The organism is Granulibacter bethesdensis (genome assembly GCF_001889525.1).
Taxonomy (GTDB): domain Bacteria; phylum Pseudomonadota; class Alphaproteobacteria; order Acetobacterales; family Acetobacteraceae; genus Granulibacter; species Granulibacter bethesdensis_C.
Genome location: NZ_CP018192.1, coordinates 1,513,001 through 1,528,362 on the forward strand (window position 1 = coordinate 1,513,001; position 15,362 = coordinate 1,528,362).

The 15,362-nt window shown below is 50.5% G+C and carries 14 protein-coding genes; 12 read left to right on the forward strand and 2 right to left on the reverse strand.

Annotated elements, in window-relative coordinates; all coding sequences use genetic code 11:
• Window positions 1-41: 41 nt before the first annotated feature.
• A complete protein-coding gene (locus GbCGDNIH6_RS06965) occupies window positions 42-842 on the forward strand; it encodes a dienelactone hydrolase family protein (protein ID WP_232449742.1) in 801 nt (266 codons plus the stop codon).
• Between the two features lie 45 nt (window positions 843-887).
• On the opposite strand, the gene GbCGDNIH6_RS06970 is transcribed toward GbCGDNIH6_RS06965, so the two are convergent.
• Together GbCGDNIH6_RS06970 and alaS are read right to left on the reverse strand one after the other, a co-directional pair.
• The gene (locus GbCGDNIH6_RS06970) at window positions 888-1,082 is read right to left on the reverse strand and encodes a YqaE/Pmp3 family membrane protein (protein ID WP_072563343.1); all 195 of its coding nucleotides are present in this window, start codon (window positions 1,080-1,082) and stop codon (window positions 888-890) included.
• A gap of 96 nt (window positions 1,083-1,178) precedes the next feature.
• Entirely contained in the window at window positions 1,179-3,821 is a 2,643-nt protein-coding gene (gene alaS, locus GbCGDNIH6_RS06975; RefSeq protein ID WP_072564430.1) for an alanine--tRNA ligase, read from the reverse strand.
• A gap of 462 nt (window positions 3,822-4,283) precedes the next feature.
• On the opposite strand from alaS, the gene GbCGDNIH6_RS06980 reads away from it, so the two are divergent.
• The 11 genes from GbCGDNIH6_RS06980 (at window position 4,284) to GbCGDNIH6_RS07030 (ending at window position 15,229) form a co-directional block, all read left to right on the forward strand.
• Window positions 4,284-4,559 carry a helix-turn-helix domain-containing protein gene (locus GbCGDNIH6_RS06980; protein WP_198355724.1) on the forward strand — a complete coding sequence of 92 codons (276 nt, stop codon included), beginning with the start codon at window positions 4,284-4,286 and terminating at the stop codon, window positions 4,557-4,559.
• A gap of 123 nt (window positions 4,560-4,682) precedes the next feature.
• Window positions 4,683-5,657 (forward strand): P-type conjugative transfer ATPase TrbB, encoded by a 975-nt coding sequence (gene trbB / locus GbCGDNIH6_RS06985; protein WP_072563344.1) that lies wholly within the window; start codon window positions 4,683-4,685, stop codon window positions 5,655-5,657.
• Window positions 5,654-6,100 (forward strand): TrbC/VirB2 family type IV secretion system protein, encoded by a 447-nt coding sequence (locus tag GbCGDNIH6_RS06990; RefSeq protein ID WP_072563345.1) that lies wholly within the window; start codon window positions 5,654-5,656, stop codon window positions 6,098-6,100. Before trbB ends, GbCGDNIH6_RS06990 begins: the two co-directional genes overlap by 4 nt.
• Window positions 6,097-6,411, forward strand: coding sequence for a conjugal transfer protein TrbD (locus tag GbCGDNIH6_RS06995; RefSeq protein WP_072563346.1), 315 nt, complete (start codon window positions 6,097-6,099; stop codon window positions 6,409-6,411). Before GbCGDNIH6_RS06990 ends, GbCGDNIH6_RS06995 begins: the two co-directional genes overlap by 4 nt.
• 14 nt (window positions 6,412-6,425) lie before the next feature.
• A complete protein-coding gene (locus GbCGDNIH6_RS07000; protein WP_072563347.1) occupies window positions 6,426-8,924 on the forward strand; it encodes a VirB4 family type IV secretion/conjugal transfer ATPase in 2,499 nt (832 codons plus the stop codon).
• On the forward strand, window positions 8,905-9,666 hold the full coding sequence (gene trbJ / locus GbCGDNIH6_RS07005) for a P-type conjugative transfer protein TrbJ (protein ID WP_072563348.1): 762 nt from the start codon (window positions 8,905-8,907) through the stop codon (window positions 9,664-9,666). The genes GbCGDNIH6_RS07000 and trbJ overlap by 20 nt, the downstream gene beginning before the upstream one ends.
• 3 nt (window positions 9,667-9,669) lie before the next feature.
• On the forward strand, window positions 9,670-11,409 hold the full coding sequence (gene trbL / locus GbCGDNIH6_RS07010) for a P-type conjugative transfer protein TrbL (RefSeq protein WP_081370006.1): 1,740 nt from the start codon (window positions 9,670-9,672) through the stop codon (window positions 11,407-11,409).
• A gap of 263 nt (window positions 11,410-11,672) precedes the next feature.
• The gene (locus GbCGDNIH6_RS07015) at window positions 11,673-12,365 is read left to right on the forward strand and encodes a VirB8/TrbF family protein (RefSeq protein ID WP_072563349.1); all 693 of its coding nucleotides are present in this window, start codon (window positions 11,673-11,675) and stop codon (window positions 12,363-12,365) included.
• Window positions 12,362-13,393 carry a P-type conjugative transfer protein TrbG gene (gene trbG / locus GbCGDNIH6_RS07020; protein WP_198355725.1) on the forward strand — a complete coding sequence of 344 codons (1,032 nt, stop codon included), beginning with the start codon at window positions 12,362-12,364 and terminating at the stop codon, window positions 13,391-13,393. The genes GbCGDNIH6_RS07015 and trbG overlap by 4 nt, the downstream gene beginning before the upstream one ends.
• Window position 13,394: 1 nt before the next feature.
• Window positions 13,395-13,862 carry a hypothetical protein gene (locus tag GbCGDNIH6_RS07025; RefSeq protein WP_072563351.1) on the forward strand — a complete coding sequence of 156 codons (468 nt, stop codon included), beginning with the start codon at window positions 13,395-13,397 and terminating at the stop codon, window positions 13,860-13,862.
• Window positions 13,862-15,229 carry a TraB/TrbI/VirB10 family type IV secretion system protein gene (locus GbCGDNIH6_RS07030; protein WP_198355726.1) on the forward strand — a complete coding sequence of 456 codons (1,368 nt, stop codon included), beginning with the start codon at window positions 13,862-13,864 and terminating at the stop codon, window positions 15,227-15,229. The genes GbCGDNIH6_RS07025 and GbCGDNIH6_RS07030 overlap by 1 nt, the downstream gene beginning before the upstream one ends.
• The last annotated feature ends 133 nt before the right edge of the window (window positions 15,230-15,362 follow it).

The following is a 15,362-nucleotide window of genomic DNA, read 5'->3' on the forward strand; positions in this document are numbered from 1 at the left end:
CACAGACAGGAAAGAAAACGATGCAAAGACGCGGCTTTCTGATGACCTCTCTAATAGGTAGCTTCAGCACGGCGGCCGGCGCAGCCCATGCCGACGCTATTCATACCAGCACAAATGGGATCATAGCCGGTGAGCAGCGCATCAAGGTAAGTGACGGAGAAATCCCCGCCTATGTTGCGTCTCCGAAGGGCAAGGGCCCCTTCCCGACCGTGCTGGTGATCGAGGAAATCTTTGGCGTGCACGAATATATCCGCGATGTCTGCCGCCGTCTGGCCCATGAAGGGTTTATGGCCGTCGCGCCGGAGCTGTATGCGCGTCTGGGCGATCTGTCGAAAATGAGCGACGTGCAGACCATTCTGCGCGACGTCATCAGCAAGGCGCCTGATGCCACTGTGTTCGATGATCTGGACCATGCCGCCGCCTGGGCTGCCATGCATGGTGGCAGCGCCGATAGGCTTGGCGTGATCGGTTTCTGCCGTGGTGGCCGTGATGTATGGCTGTATGCCACCCATAATCCGAAGCTAAAAGCAGCCGTCGCCTATTACGGCCCGGTCAAGACGGAGGATACCGCGATCCAGCCGCATTCTCCGCTAGATGTGGCAGATCAGCTGAAATGTCCTCTACTGGGCCTATATGGCGGCCAGGACAAGATGATCGACCCCGCCGACGTTCAGAAAGCCGCCGACAAGGCGACAGCGGCCGGAAAGCGGGTGGAAATCGTCAATTACTACATGGCTGATCATGGTTTTCATGCTGATTACCGCCCAACCTATAACGAGGCGGTCGCCAAAAATGCATGGGATCGCACCCTCGCCTGGTTCCGCGATCATGGCGTCCGATGACGCGATGACCGCGGAAGGGCGTATCATCGTAGCTTGCAATATGGATTACGGTCGACGGCCAAAAGCCTGTTCAATTTTCTGATCCGTCTTATATTGGCTGAGCGCATAAACGGCCCAGATGGTGGCAGGCAGCCAACCGATCAGAGTGATCTGAAGGATCAGGCAGACCACACCGGAAATGGGCCGACCAATAGTAAAAAAGGTCAACCAAGGCAGAATCAGAGCAATCAGCAGACGCATGGTCCTATCTCCATAGCATGGATGTGATGATAGACGGAAAAAGCCGCCTCGGTCACCGAAGCGGCTTTTCTGTCGTTTCTTGAGCACGGGAAGCAATCAAGCCGCCATAGCATCCCGCACGGCCTGCAAGGCCGCATCCGCCTGCGCGGCATCCGGTCCACCGGCCTGCGCCATACCCGGACGGCCGCCACCCCCTTTGCCACCCACGGCCGCACTGGCAGCCCGCACCAGCGTCACGGCATCAAAGCGGCTTGTCAGGTCGGCGGTTACACCGACCACGACGCTGGCCTTACCCTCCGCTGTGGAGACCAGTGCGACGACACCACTTTCCAATTGACGAGCGATGGCCTCGGCCAGACCCTTGAGTTCCTTGGGTGAAACATCACCCAGATTACGGGCGGCAAGCTTGACCCCGCCGACTTCCTCGACCTTATCAGCACCACCACCGGTTGCCAGCTTGCGCTGGGCATCGGCCAGTTGTGCTTCCAGCTTCTTGCGTTCCTCCAGCAGGGAGGCAACGCGCGTTGTGACATCACCGGGCGCAACACGCAGCAGGGATGCGGTCTCCTGAAGGCGACGCTCAGCCTCGGCAATCTGGGCCAAAGCCGCTTCACCGGTCACCGCCTCGATCCGGCGCACCCCGGCACTGACGGCACTCTCACCCGTAATGCGGAACAGCCCGATATCGCCGGTACGCCCGACATGAGTGCCACCGCATAATTCAATGGAGTAAGCTGGCCTGCCCTCCTCCACCGGTGCCCCCATGGAAACGACGCGCACTTCGTCACCATATTTCTCACCGAACAACGCCATAGCTCCTTCGGCCACAGCCTGCTCCGGCGTCATCAGGCGGGTGGTGACCGGGCTGTTCTGGCGGATCAACGCGTTGACCTCCGCCTCCACCACAGCCAGATCGTCACGGGTGATCGGGGTGGGCTGACTGACATCGAAACGCAGGCGATCCGGCGCGTTCAGGCTGCCTTTCTGCGCTACATGCGCGCCGAGACGACGACGCAGCGCCTCATGCAGCAGGTGGGTAGCGCTGTGATGGGCGCGGATGGCGCTGCGGCGCTGGTGATCGACCACCACCTCCACTGGCTGGCCAATCTGGGCCAGACCGCTTTCCACCCGGCCGAGATGCACGAAAACATCGCCGAGCTTCTTCTGCGTGTCGGAAATGATAATCTGCAACCCGTTGGGGCCGGTCATGATGCCGGTATCACCAACCTGACCACCGCTTTCACCATAGAACGGGGTCTGGTTAAGCACCACGGCAACCTCGGTTCCGGCAGGCGCCGTCTCGGTCAGCGCTCCATTGGCAACCAGCGCTATGATTTCGGCTTCGGCTTTCTCCGTGGAGTAGCCCAGGAACTCGGTGCCACCGACGCGATCACGGATTTCAAACCACACGCCTTCCTGAGCGGTATCACCAGAGCCGGACCAGGCGGCGCGGGCACGACGACGCTGCTCCGTCATGGCAGCATCAAACCCGGCTACATCGACAGCACGGCCCTGCTCACGCAGCGCATCCTGGGTCAGATCAAGTGGGAAACCATATGTGTCGTAGAGCTTGAACGCCACATCACCGCTGAGCGTATGGCCCTCCCCCAGCTTGCCGACCTCATCGGACAGCATGGCGAGACCACGATCAAGCATGGCCTTGAAACGGGTTTCCTCCAGCCGCAGTGTCTCGGTAATCAGGGACTGAGCCTGCACCAGCTCGCCATAAGCTGCTCCCATCTGCCGCACCAGCGCGGGCACCAGACGGTAGAGCAGTGGCTCGGTCATGCCCATCAGATGAGCATGGCGCATGGCACGGCGCATGATACGACGCAGCACATAGCCCCGGCCCTCATTCGAGGGCAGCACGCCATCCGCCATCAGGAAGCTGGTGGAGCGGAGATGGTCGGCCACCACGCGGTGACTGGTCTTGTGGGGGCCATCCGGATCCTGCCCGGTGGCTTCGGCACTGGCGACGATCAGGGCGCGCAGCGTGTCGGTATCATAGTTATCGTGCTTGCCTTGCAGCACAGCGGCCAGACGCTCCAGCCCCATGCCGGTATCGATGGAGGGGCGCGGCAGGTTCACACGCGTGCCGGGCGGCCCTTCCTCATACTGCATGAAGACCAGGTTCCAGATCTCGATAAACCGGTCACCATCTTCATCCGGGCTGCCCGGCGGGCCGCCGGGAATGGAAGGGCCATGATCATAGAAGATTTCGGAACAGGGCCCGCACGGGCCGGTATCGCCCATACGCCAGAAATTATCAGAGGACGCGATACGGATGATGCGTTCTTCCGGCAATCCGGCGATGGATTTCCACAGCCGGGCCGCATCGTCATCATCCTGATAGACTGTAACCAGCAGCTTTTCGGCAGGAAGCCCGAACTCGCGCGTGACAACGTTCCAGGCATGGGTAATCGCCTGTTCCTTGAAATAATCGCCAAAGGAGAAATTCCCCAGCATTTCAAAGAAGGTATGATGCCGGGCGGTATAGCCGACATTATCGAGGTCGTTATGCTTCCCCCCGGCACGGACGCATTTCTGGGAGGTCGTGGCCCGGCTGTAAGGCCGCCTTTCCTGCCCTGTGAACACGTTCTTGAACTGCACCATACCGCTGTTGACGAACAGCAGGGTGGGGTCGTTACGCGGCACGAGCGGAGAGCTGTCAACCACCTCATGCCCATTACGGGCGAAGTAGTTAAGGAACGTAGCGCGGATATCGTTGCTGGTGGCCATGCGACGATCGAGAACCTGATCATGAAGGGCGTCAGCCAACAATGGCATCAGCCGGATGAAAGGATGAACGCGCCAAGTAGCCCATGCAGGCAAATCGGTCCATCCCCGTGCAGGAAGAGAGGGGTGGGGCTCCACTTATTTGTAAGTGGAGGAACCAAATATGAGAGCAAGGAGAATGAGGGACTATCGGGACTGCTGTTAGTTTACTGCACAGGTCCAGCTTTGGGCACAATCCCGAATTTTTGTCTCATTATATCCGCTCTCCGGTCCGTCTGACTGACAGTTCCTTAAATTCTATGACATTTGGTATACAAATCGAAATAGGTTATAAGCTATGACTAGAGCAGGTTAGAATCCGGTGCCGTTAGGCTTATTGTCTTTGCTGCAACTTGCACTGCCAAATATTATTTGGCAGTCATTTGAATAAAAAAACCTTTAGTAACAAAAGGTGCAGTGCATCACATGCCTTCAACAAAATACAAATACATAGATGATAATCAAATATCAGCGCCATCAAATAATAAGCTGATCCCAAAAGAGCGCCAGATATTTGCCCGTAATTTGCAAGCAGCCAGGAAAGCGGCTCGCATTACTCAAGACGAAATGGGCAAGATTGCAGGAATGGCTCAGCCTTTTATATCTGAAATTGAGAATGCTAAAACTACCGTGAGCCTTGACAACGCCGCGAACTTGGCAGCAGCCGTGGGTCAGCCGCTTTATAAGCTCTTAACCCCCTAAGCCCTCATCACTTATAAATAGCTTTCGGCTGAAACGCACCGGAAAGCCTGAATACTTTTAGTTGCTTATTATAAGCTATATCTGATAAAATGCCTCCCATAAACAGTGAGATTGGGAGGGCATATGGACGCTCCGCAATCAAACGGTTCACGGGTTGAGCACCAACGGCGGATCACGGAAAAGCTGACCCGGGAGTTAGGACACGAAGTCGTTGCGTTCCTGAACGATCCAACCGTTATTGAAATTATGCTTAACCCTGACGGGTCGCTTTGGGTAGAGCAGTTAGGAAAGCCTATGCGCAAATTTGGGCGCATGGGGGCCGCCCAAGCTGAATCGTTGATGGCGACGGTAGCTTCAACACTGCGAACACAAATCACAGTACACAATCCCATACTTGAATGTGAATTGCCGTTAGACGGCTCACGCTTTGAAGCTCTCATTCCGCCGCTTGTATCAGGGCCTACGTTCACGATCCGTAAAAAAGCCCTGTCCGTGTTTTCTCTGGAAAATTATGTTGACCAGGGAATCATGACGAATGAGCAACGTATCGTCATTGAGCGCAGCGTATGCCAGCGGAAAAATATTCTTGTGGTAGGTGGTACTGGATCTGGCAAAACCACTCTGACGAACGCGATTATTCGGCACATGTCGGACGTAGCCCCGGAGGATAGATTAGCAATCATTGAGGACACGGGCGAACTGCAATGCTCTGCGCCCAACGCAGTCCTTATGCGCGTCGTAGCACATGTCGATATGACCCGGCTGCTCAAGGCGACCATGCGTTTGCGGCCTGACCGCATCATTATTGGTGAAGTGCGCGATGGCGCTGCCCTCGCCCTGTTGAAGGCATGGAACACCGGCCATCCGGGAGGGATAGCTACCATTCACGCCAATTCGGCTTCCGCAGGATTGATCCGCATGGAGCAACTGGTAGCGGAAGCAACACAGGCTTCAATGCAGACACTGATTGCGGAAGCAATCAACCTTATCATCTTTATTGCAAAAGAGGGGCGTGGGAGAATTGTAAAAGATGTTATTATGATAATGGGTTATGATGGTGAAAATTACTTAATAAATCAAGGAAATATATACCAATGATTACCGTTAAATATATACGCAATTTTTTTCATTCTCCATCACTCTGGGTAATTTTGTCTTTTATTTTTATTGCCATTATTTTGTACTATGGCATATCTTATGCCCATGCAGCCGATACAAACGCCGCAAGTACAGGCGGCCTGCCGTGGGACACGCCCATTACGACGATCCGCAAAGATTTGTCCGGCCCAGTCGCATTCGCCTTTGCACTTGTCGGCATCTTCGCCACTGGCGCAACTTTGATTTGGGGTGGTGAAATCTCAGAATTCACCCGGCGTATGATGTATCTTGTTCTTGTTATCTGCATTCTCGTTTTCAGCAACACACTCCTGACCGGCAGCTTGTTCACTGGGGCCATGGTCCCGGCGTCAGGCCTTAGTATGAATAATACGAAGGCTAACGCTTTGGTTCATCACGTCCCCACGGAAATGGTTTGCAAATGAGAAAGGAGGATACTTTACGACAAACAAGAATCCATCGCGCGCTGCATCGTCCACAACAGATATGGGGAGGAGAGCGAGAGCTGATGCTTTTCTCCATGCTCGTTGCGGGTGGCCTCATCATTGCAGCAATGAATATCGTCGTAACATTGATTGGTACCATTATGTGGCTGGCATGTGTTTATGGCCTTCGGATGATGGCCAAGGCTGATCCGGTCATGTCCAAAGTGTACATGCGCCAACTGCGCTATCAGGAATACTACGCGCCGTTCTCTCGTCCGTGGCGAATTGACCGCACTAAACGGCGCAGTTAAATGAGGATTTTACGATGCTTGCGCTACAACAATTCAGGAGCAAAGTTGCGGGCCTGCCTGATCTGCTGAACTATGCAGCCTTGATTGATGAAGGCATCATTCTCGGCAAAGATGGATCACTCATTGCTGGTTTTTTCTTCCGAGGCGATGACGCCGCTGTAGCAACAAACTCAGAACTCAATTACTTGACCGCGATGGTCAATACCTATCTAGCTCGTTTTGGCGCTGGCTGGGCTATATGGATTGATGCCATTCGCATTGATTCGCCAGGTTATCCAGAACCAGAAACTGCGCATTTCCTTGAGCCTATTTCAGCAATGATTGACGCTGAACGACGTGCGATGTTTGAGCAGGATGCTGCGCACTACGAAACTGAATATGCGATCATCGTGGAATACCTTCCGCCTTTATTGAGGGAATCCCGATTTAGCGAAATGGTCTATAATGATATTGAGGCCGACCATAGTGCGCCGCCGGGCAACCGCCATCTTGAAGATTTCCAAAAACGGCTCCTTGATTTAGAGGATGGGCTTGGTGATCTGCTGCATATGCGGCGCATGAAAACATTACGGAGCGAGACACCTGAGGGTGAAAGCTATGACTCCGACGAGTTGGTAAACTATCTACATTTCTGTCTTACTGGCGAAGCAATTGCTTTACGCATTCCGGATTGTCCGATGTATCTGGATGCATGGTTGGGCTTTCCCGAACTCTGGCCAGGTGACATACCAAAGTTAGGGGAAAAGTTTTTTATGTGTGTAGCGATTGAGGGTTTTCCTGGTATGACAGAACCGGGAATGCTCGGCATGTTAGACGGCCTGCCGTTAGCTTATCGCTGGTCTTCTCGTTTTATTTTTCTTGAACAGCATGAAGCCGTGGCGGCACTCAACCGTTACCGGCTGAAGTGGCAACAAAAAGTACGTGGTTTCTGGTCACAAGTTATCAAAAGCCAAAAGGGCATGATAAATACCGATGCGCTCGGTATGGTCCACGAAAGCGAGGAGGCGATTAATGAGGCCAAATCTGACCTTGTCGCATACGGATATTACACACCTGTTATCGTCCTTATACATAAGAACAGGGCTTTTTTAGAAGAGCAGGCGCGCTATATAAAACGAGAGATAGAACGGCGTGGATTTTCGGCCCGCATTGAATCGGTGAATACCCTTGAGGCATGGCTTGGATCGCTGCCCGGTCATACCTATCCAAATATACGCCGTCCTTTGGTGCATACGCTGAATCTTGCAGATCTATTGCCTTTAGCAAGCATATGGCCAGGCGAGCGGGAGTGCCCCTGTAACTTCTACCCAGCAGGCTCCCCTCCACTGATGCAGACGGTTACAACGGGAGCAACGCCGTTTCGACTTAATCTTCATGTTGGCGACGTAGGCCATACGCTGGTTTTCGGACCGACAGGAGCAGGAAAGTCAACGCTTCTGGCAATGATACTTGTGCAAGCCCGCCGCTACTGCTCACGGCCTCAGCATGATGGCACGACGTTGCCTATGACAATTACGGCCTTTGATAAAGGACGTTCGCTCTATGCCCTATGCGCGGCCACAGGCGGCCGCCACTATGATATTGGTTCAGACGACAGTCCAATAGCTGTCGCTCCCCTCACGGAAATTGATTCCGACTCAAATATGCTGTGGGCAGAGGAGTGGGTCGCGATCTGCTTTGAATTGCAGGCCAATCGTGCGCCCTCGCCTCAACAAAAAGCGGAAATGCACCGGGCTATGAGACTACTCGCACAAGCACCACGTGAGAACAGATCCTTAACAGAGTTCGTGACAACTATACAGGATGATGAAATTCGCGCTGCTATCTCGCACTATACAATTAGTGGTGCAATGGGATATCTGCTGGACGGGCAGTCTGACAGGGTAGATTTATCTCCGTTTACCGTTTTTGAAATCGACGAATTGATGAAACTGGGCGATAAAAATGCTATTCCTGTACTCCTCTATCTTTTCAGGCGATTTGAGCAATCATTGAAAGGACAGCCGGCAATCCTTTCACTTGACGAAGCCTGGGTGATGCTGGGGCATCCGGTGTTCCGTGAACGCCTGCGTGAATGGCTTAAAGAATTGAGAAAGAAAAACTGCCTTGTTCTTCTGGCAACGCAGAGCCTATCTGACGCAGTTGGTTCTGGCCTTCTCGATGTTCTGCTTGAACAGTGCCCTACTAAAATTCTGCTTCCAAATAAAGAAGCTGATTTAAGGGGTACTAAAGATAATCCTGGCCCAGCTGATCTTTACCAAACATTCGGTCTTAATCAGCGGGAAATTGAATTACTGAAAAATGGCCAATATAAGCGACATTACTATTATAAATCATCACTCGGTCGTCGTCTATTCGAATTAGGATTAGGTCCGCTTGCCCTTAGTTTTGTAGCTGTATCAGATAAAGAATCTATCGCCGAGATTCAGCTTCTGCAAGAACTTCATGGAGTAGACTGGCCTTTGGTTTGGTTAGATCATAGGAGCGTCGATTATGAAAAATTTGTTCAGTAAAATTCTCTTTTTCAGGCTAATGATATTTTCTTTTGGTACTGCTTTGTTCGCCGGGGTCAACCCTGCGTATGCCCAATGGGCAGTGACATGCGTAAACTGCTCAAACCTTTTATCGCAGATGTTACAGTATGGAAAAGAAGTAGAAACGGCAGCGATAAGCGCTCAACAACTTGAAACACAAATCCAACAATATCAAAGTATGGTACGGCAAGGGCTTTCCCTTCCCCAAAGCCTTTTTTCTCAGATCACCAGTAACCTTGCTCAAATCCAAAGTCTCTACAATCAAAGTAGTGCAGTTGCAGGAAATATTGCAAACTTTGAAAATAATTTTTCTACAAAATTTCCAGGCTATAATACTTACCTGACAAACAATGGGCAGAATCCTGCCTATGTCCAGGATTTTTATAAGCAATGGGCTCAAAATGGGCTTGATTCCAATAAAGCAGCCATGGGCGTAGCCGGAACAAACGTGAACCAAATTCAAACGGAAGACTCACAGCTTGCATCTCTGATCAACCAATCTCAGTCAGCAGCAGGGCAATTGCAGGCTATTCAGGCTGCCAATCAAATTGCTGCTCAGCAGGTGCAGCAAATGCAAAAATTGCGCGAGCTAGTAAATGCACAAATTCAGAATGAAGGCAATTATTATGCTCAGGCTATCCAGAGACAAGCAATTGATGATGCTGCAACAGCAGCTTTCTACTCTGGCACCGTAAACAGGAGCGGAGCAAAAGGATATTAGCCCATGCAAATCAAGGCTGCTATTGAAATCATTATTCTGGTCGTGTTTACAGTGGTAGATATCCTAATCGCTCGCCAGATCGATAGCGGCCGTCGCGTTTCAGTCACAGTGAATAACCATGCTTTAGTAATATCCTCGGATAAGCAATTCTGCTCCCCTCAATCCACTACGAGTGATAGTTACAATATCATTAAGAAATCATTGGTGCTCATACTATTTGCTTTTGGCACAGTCCTGCTCTTTTCAGATGCTTCTCATGCTGCTGATCTCAGCAATCCGACACAGTCCTATCAAGGGCTGCTCGATTTGATCCAATCTGGTGCAAATAGCTGGAACGCAAGACTACTCGGATATGCTAAAGACCTTTTCTGGTCACTTGCACTTATTCAACTGGTCTGGACATTTGCACCCCTTGTTCTCAAGGGTGCAGACATAGGAGAAATCGTTGGTGAACTATTATATTTTGTCATGATCATCGGCTTTTTCTATGCACTGTTAACTAACGCAGTTACATGGGCAACCGATATTGTCAATTCTTTCCGGCATGCCGGTGCCGTGGCTGCTGGTGTGGGCCAGCAACTTGAACCTGGCAACATGTTCGGGTTTGCAGTTCAAATGGCAAAAACCATTGGCGAAACGCGTACAGTGAATCCTCTCATCGCTGGAATGGTCTCTTTAGCGAGCGTCATCGTTTTATTATGCTTCTCCTTTATCTCCGCCTTTATGGGCGTTACGCTAGTTGAATCTTATATCGTCATTAATGCCTCCGTTTTTTTCTTAGGCTTTGGCGGCAGTCAATGGACCCGCGGATATGCGATGGCGATGGCGCGTTATGCGGTAGCTGTCGGTGCCAAACTATTTGTTTTGACTCTTCTGATAGGTATTATAATCCAGTCTGGTAATTCATGGGCAGCAGCCTACAGCCGTGACCAAGTGTCCATGTGGACAATGGTCGGATTATCCCTTGTTTGTGCCTACCTATCAAAACAAATCCCGGATCTAGTGCAAAGCATGATTTCTGGGTCATCGATAGGCGACCTTTCTGTAGTTGGGGCCAGAGCTGCATTCACAGCCGCAACCGGAGGCGTCGGTAGCATCCCTCCTGTAGCAGGCGGAGTAGGCAAGGCTACAGAATTTGATGTTAACGCTGCTGGTCGCAACCTTGCCAACGCGATGGATTACTCCTTTGCCGAACATAGCAAAATATCTGGAATTATGAGCAGCAGTGAGAGCAGTTCAATTCAAACAGCTAGTTTGCTGTCACCACGTGTTGGCGGTTCAACACACATATCAAAATCCGATACTGGCTCGTTACCACAGAATAGATCAAGACAGGGCGACAGTTATATATCACGCATTCCAGGTGCATCCTCAGGTATAAGCGCCCCCATTACAATAGTGGCAGATAATACACGAGCTGCCTCTGCGGCTCTTGACGGTGCTTCCGGCGGCAAAACTGGAACTCCTCAGTCATTCAGCCAGCAAACCTCTTCTGACTCACCATCTCGGCCAATCAGTATGGTGTTTGCTCGGTCTGCTTTGGCTAGAGCTGTGGGAGACACTGGCCTCTTATCTACGCTCTCTGTGCCTGGAATGGAACGTAATCACAAATTGACTCTCAGCCAAAGTCTACAAAACGGTGGGAATGGAGAGGGCAAAACATGGGTGCGCAATGACGCATTCCCATCATCAAAACCTGAAAACATGCTCCCGCCCACACCGGATCCGAAAGAAAAGACATGAACGGCAATATTATTATGAATATGATAGTTTTATTCTTATATAGAATTACTTTTTGCTTGCATTTAGCCGCGTTTAATTTTTGCTCATGTGGTAAAAATAAGGGCTTGGTATCTTATATGCCATGACGACGAGGGCGCGATTGGTTTCCCTTCACATCACCTGAACTGCTTATGGCCTATAATCGGCAGCAAGCAAAAATAAAAACAATTCTTCGAATTAAAGTATAATTTATATTATATAATATTATACTAAGCGGGGTTCATATGAAACGGCAAGTACCCGATAAGAAAAAGACAGTTAATGCACCACTATCGCCTTATATCGCCGCGCGCCGTGAATGGAATGAGAGGTACGGCGAATATATAAAAAAAGCAAAAACGTGGCGTTTAACTGCTTTCTTCGCCTTAGGAATTGCATTCGTGGCGGTCGGAGGTTTGGTCTCAGTGTCCATGCAATCACGAGTGGTACCCTACATTGTGAGCCTGAACGGGCATAACGATGTAGTCCGTGTTGAACGTGCAGAAATTTTGAAGCAACCAGATTCAAATGTTATAGCGGCAGCGCTGGCAAATTGGGTCATTGGTGCGCGTACGATCTATACAGATGGCCAAGCCATGAAAAATCTTATTGACACAACGTATGCCATGACGCTGCCTCAGAGCGCCGCCTATCAGGCACTTGCTTCCTATCATCGAGAACACAACCCTTATATTCTTTCTTCATCAGAAAATATTTCTGTTCAAATTAATCTGGTTGTGCCTGTCTCTAATGAGTCTTGGGAGGTGGAATGGACTGAAACCACAAAGTCACCTTCTGGAAAAGTAATCAGCACCAAAGATTGGAAAGCAACCTTAACAATCTCGCTTGCACCGCCAACCGACCCGCAGCAAATCATGCTTAATCCTCTAGGAATTTACGTCAGGCAGTTCGCTTGGAGTAGTCGCCTGCCATCTTGATAAAAAGTTTACTTTCCAAGGTGAATGCAATGAAAAATTGTAATAAAATGAGAATCTCTTCAGCTTGGGCCTCTATTTTTTTCTTGACTTTGCCAGCTCTTGCAATGGCTCAAAATACCATCCAACCGCCAGGAGAATCTATAAAGCTGACTCGCACACCGGCTAATAGTCCACCTACACCCTTTGCTCCTCTTCCTGCAGTGCCGTTCTTGTCATCAAATATAGTCCCGCTGACAGAAAAGGAAGCATATGGTCTCAAGCTCGCGGATGAATGGAAAAATCATCCCGACAGGCCACGGCGCGGCGGTGATGGAAGTGTAGTTTATCTTTATGGTGCAACCATGCCAGTGTTGATCTGCACGCCGCTTGAGGTCTGCTCAATCAGGCTTCAACCTGGTGAGATCGTTAATGACGTTCACACAGGTGACATTGCTCGCTGGAGGATCAATCCAGCGACAAGCGGCAGCGGCGGAAGCACAACCACCTTTGTCGTCGTGAAGCCCACGGATTCTGGCCTGACGACTGATCTGTTTATTACAACAACGCGTCGTAGCTACACCATCAAACTGGTCAGCGATCAACAACGATGGATACCAATTCTTTCGTTTGATTATCCTGATGACATTCAAGCCGCATGGGCATCCTATCATCAACGCGAAGGAGAAGCGCAGCAAGCTTCAGCAGCAAATTATGCGCGGAATACAATACCAGAAACCGGGCAAAATCTGGCCAACCTTGATTTCAGGTTTCGTTTATCAGGTGATAATCCCTCATGGACACCTTTGCGTGTCTACACTGATGGTTTAAAAACTTATATCCAATTTCCCCGCTCAGGTTTCCCCAATGGCGCACCCGCACTCGTGGCTCTTGGTGAAGGTGGTTGGTTCCATAGTGCACCTACAAAGCTGGTGAACTACCGGGTTGCGGGTGATCGCTACGTCGTAGACCAGTTACTACAACGTGCTGCCCTCATTACTGGCGTTGGCGGAGATCAACAACGCGTCATAATTACGTATGAGGGGAATTAACATGAAAAAGCATTTTCTTATTTTTAGTATTCTCACAATATCAGCTTTGACCGGCTGTGCTACATTGCCGGATAGTAGCATGTCATACGTGTCAGAGAAGATTACCAACCCCTCGGATGCCAGCGTAATGGCGTATGACGCCGCCGATTATCTAACAACAGTGCTACCACCCGCACAGACAACCCTTATGCTTGATCCACCGCAGTCGCTGCGTGGCAATATCCTGACGCCCGCCTTCGAAACAGCTTTGCGCACAAGAGGCTATGCGCTCGTGCAGCTGCCACAGTATCCATCACCTGTATCCAAGCAACCTCACGGTACACACCTGCGTTATTTGATATCTCCCCTCGATGCGGGCGTGTTGCTCCAATTGCAATATCAGGGCGTTGAAGCGGCACGTTTTTATTATCGTGATAAAAATGGTGCTTTGACATTCAATGCTCCGTTTACTGTTAGGGAGTCGCACTAATGGCTGAAGAAAAAAAACCGCCTGCCAGCACAATAGGCCAACCTCCCGGTTTTCTTGTACCACCAACGCAAAGTCGGAGTGTACGCCGCCTTAACCACTTGCCATTATTCATTGTTGGCGTTTTTTGTCTGCTCGCTATTTTCTCGGTAGCCTACACTCTCTACCAGCGAGAAAAAGCAATGAACTACGTGGCAAAAGCGCCCATTGAATCTGGTGCGGTCGTTGCAAAAGCAACCCCACCCATCAACCCAAGTGATGCAGTACCCCCTACACCACCACCTCAGCATCAGCCGATAGTGCCTAAGATAGACCCGATCCAAACACAGACTATGTCCGAAGAATATAAGGCAAGATTGGAGCTTATCCAACATATTACATCCCGCCGCGTCGATACCGAATTAGAAGCCCTTTCAGCAGCCAGCGATGTACAAGGTTTTACTAAAACTGCGACACAAAAAGCGGTTAATGAATCCACTCCTATGCCACGACCGCTTGGTGGCCTTCCAAGCGCTGATGCAATGCGTGCAGCCCAGGCAGGGAACATGGGTAGCCAGACAGATGGGTTTATGCCTATTGTTCCCCCTATCAATTATTCTGGCGGCATCAGCGGAAGCGGAATAGGTGGTTTTGGTGGACTTGCAAATAATCTTGGTGGTTTTGGTATTCTGCCAGGGTTGGGGAGCGGTCAGAACAATGACCAAAACCAGCAACGCGAAAAAAACGGATTTTTGTCTCAGAAAAGCGATGCTAACAGCCCCTATTTGCCTTACACGCGCACTGCACCTCTTTCCAATACCGAAGTGAAAGCAGGGACAGTAATTCCGGGTGTCATGATTTCTGGCGTTGACTCCGACCTTCCAGGACAGATCATCGCTCAAGTCCGACAAAATGTGTATGATACCGCCACAGGTCGTTATCTGCTGATTCCAGCTGGAGCACGCTTGATCGGCAGCTATGACAGCAGAATCACCATGGGCCAAAGTCGCGTATTGGTCGGATGGAAACGAATTATTTATCCAGATGGCTCATCTGTTTCCCTTGATTTCATGCCCGGCACGGACCAAAGCGGCTATGCAGGCTTTAAAGATCAGGTGAATAACCACATGTGGAAAATTTTTGGTAATGCACTACTGATGTCGGTCTTTTCAGCAGGTGTACAACTTTCTCAGCCACAAGCAACAAACGGACAAAATTTCAATAGTTCTCAGATTGTAGCAGGAATGCTCGGACAACAATTGGCAGAGGCCGGCATTGTTATGGCTAATCGTGGCATGAACATTCAACCAACGCTCGAGATCAGGCCAGGTTACGAATTCAATATTATGGTGACTAAAGATGTTATCTTACCACCATGGAACAGCAATTAAAACCTCTCGGTGTTGCTCAGCTATACAAAAATATGTGGATTCCACTCGTCTTTCTTCATACCCGGATCCAAGGAAATGAGTGCATACAATGCCTGACGTGAGGCGGCCGCTTTCTTTGATAAGGATGACGGTG

Excerpts from the sequence above, each read along its gene's own strand:
- GbCGDNIH6_RS06995 (WP_072563346.1), top strand. The coding sequence starts at position 6,097 with ATGAGAAAGGAGGATACTTTACGACAAACAAGAATCCATCGCGCGCTG.
- GbCGDNIH6_RS06980 (WP_198355724.1), top strand. The coding sequence starts at position 4,284 with ATGCCTTCAACAAAATACAAATACATAGATGATAATCAAATATCAGCG.
- GbCGDNIH6_RS06970 (WP_072563343.1), bottom strand. The coding sequence starts at position 1,082 with ATGCGTCTGCTGATTGCTCTGATTCTGCCTTGGTTGACCTTTTTTACT.
- trbL (WP_081370006.1), top strand. The coding sequence starts at position 9,670 with ATGCAAATCAAGGCTGCTATTGAAATCATTATTCTGGTCGTGTTTACA.
- GbCGDNIH6_RS07025 (WP_072563351.1), top strand. The coding sequence starts at position 13,395 with ATGAAAAAGCATTTTCTTATTTTTAGTATTCTCACAATATCAGCTTTG.
- GbCGDNIH6_RS06965 (WP_232449742.1), top strand. The coding sequence starts at position 42 with ATGACCTCTCTAATAGGTAGCTTCAGCACGGCGGCCGGCGCAGCCCAT.
- trbB (WP_072563344.1), top strand. The coding sequence starts at position 4,683 with ATGGACGCTCCGCAATCAAACGGTTCACGGGTTGAGCACCAACGGCGG.
- alaS (WP_072564430.1), bottom strand. The coding sequence starts at position 3,821 with ATGGCCACCAGCAACGATATCCGCGCTACGTTCCTTAACTACTTCGCC.
- GbCGDNIH6_RS07000 (WP_072563347.1), top strand. The coding sequence starts at position 6,426 with ATGCTTGCGCTACAACAATTCAGGAGCAAAGTTGCGGGCCTGCCTGAT.
- GbCGDNIH6_RS06990 (WP_072563345.1), top strand. The coding sequence starts at position 5,654 with ATGATTACCGTTAAATATATACGCAATTTTTTTCATTCTCCATCACTC.
- GbCGDNIH6_RS07015 (WP_072563349.1), top strand. The coding sequence starts at position 11,673 with ATGAAACGGCAAGTACCCGATAAGAAAAAGACAGTTAATGCACCACTA.
- trbJ (WP_072563348.1), top strand. The coding sequence starts at position 8,905 with ATGAAAAATTTGTTCAGTAAAATTCTCTTTTTCAGGCTAATGATATTT.
- GbCGDNIH6_RS07030 (WP_198355726.1), top strand. The coding sequence starts at position 13,862 with ATGGCTGAAGAAAAAAAACCGCCTGCCAGCACAATAGGCCAACCTCCC.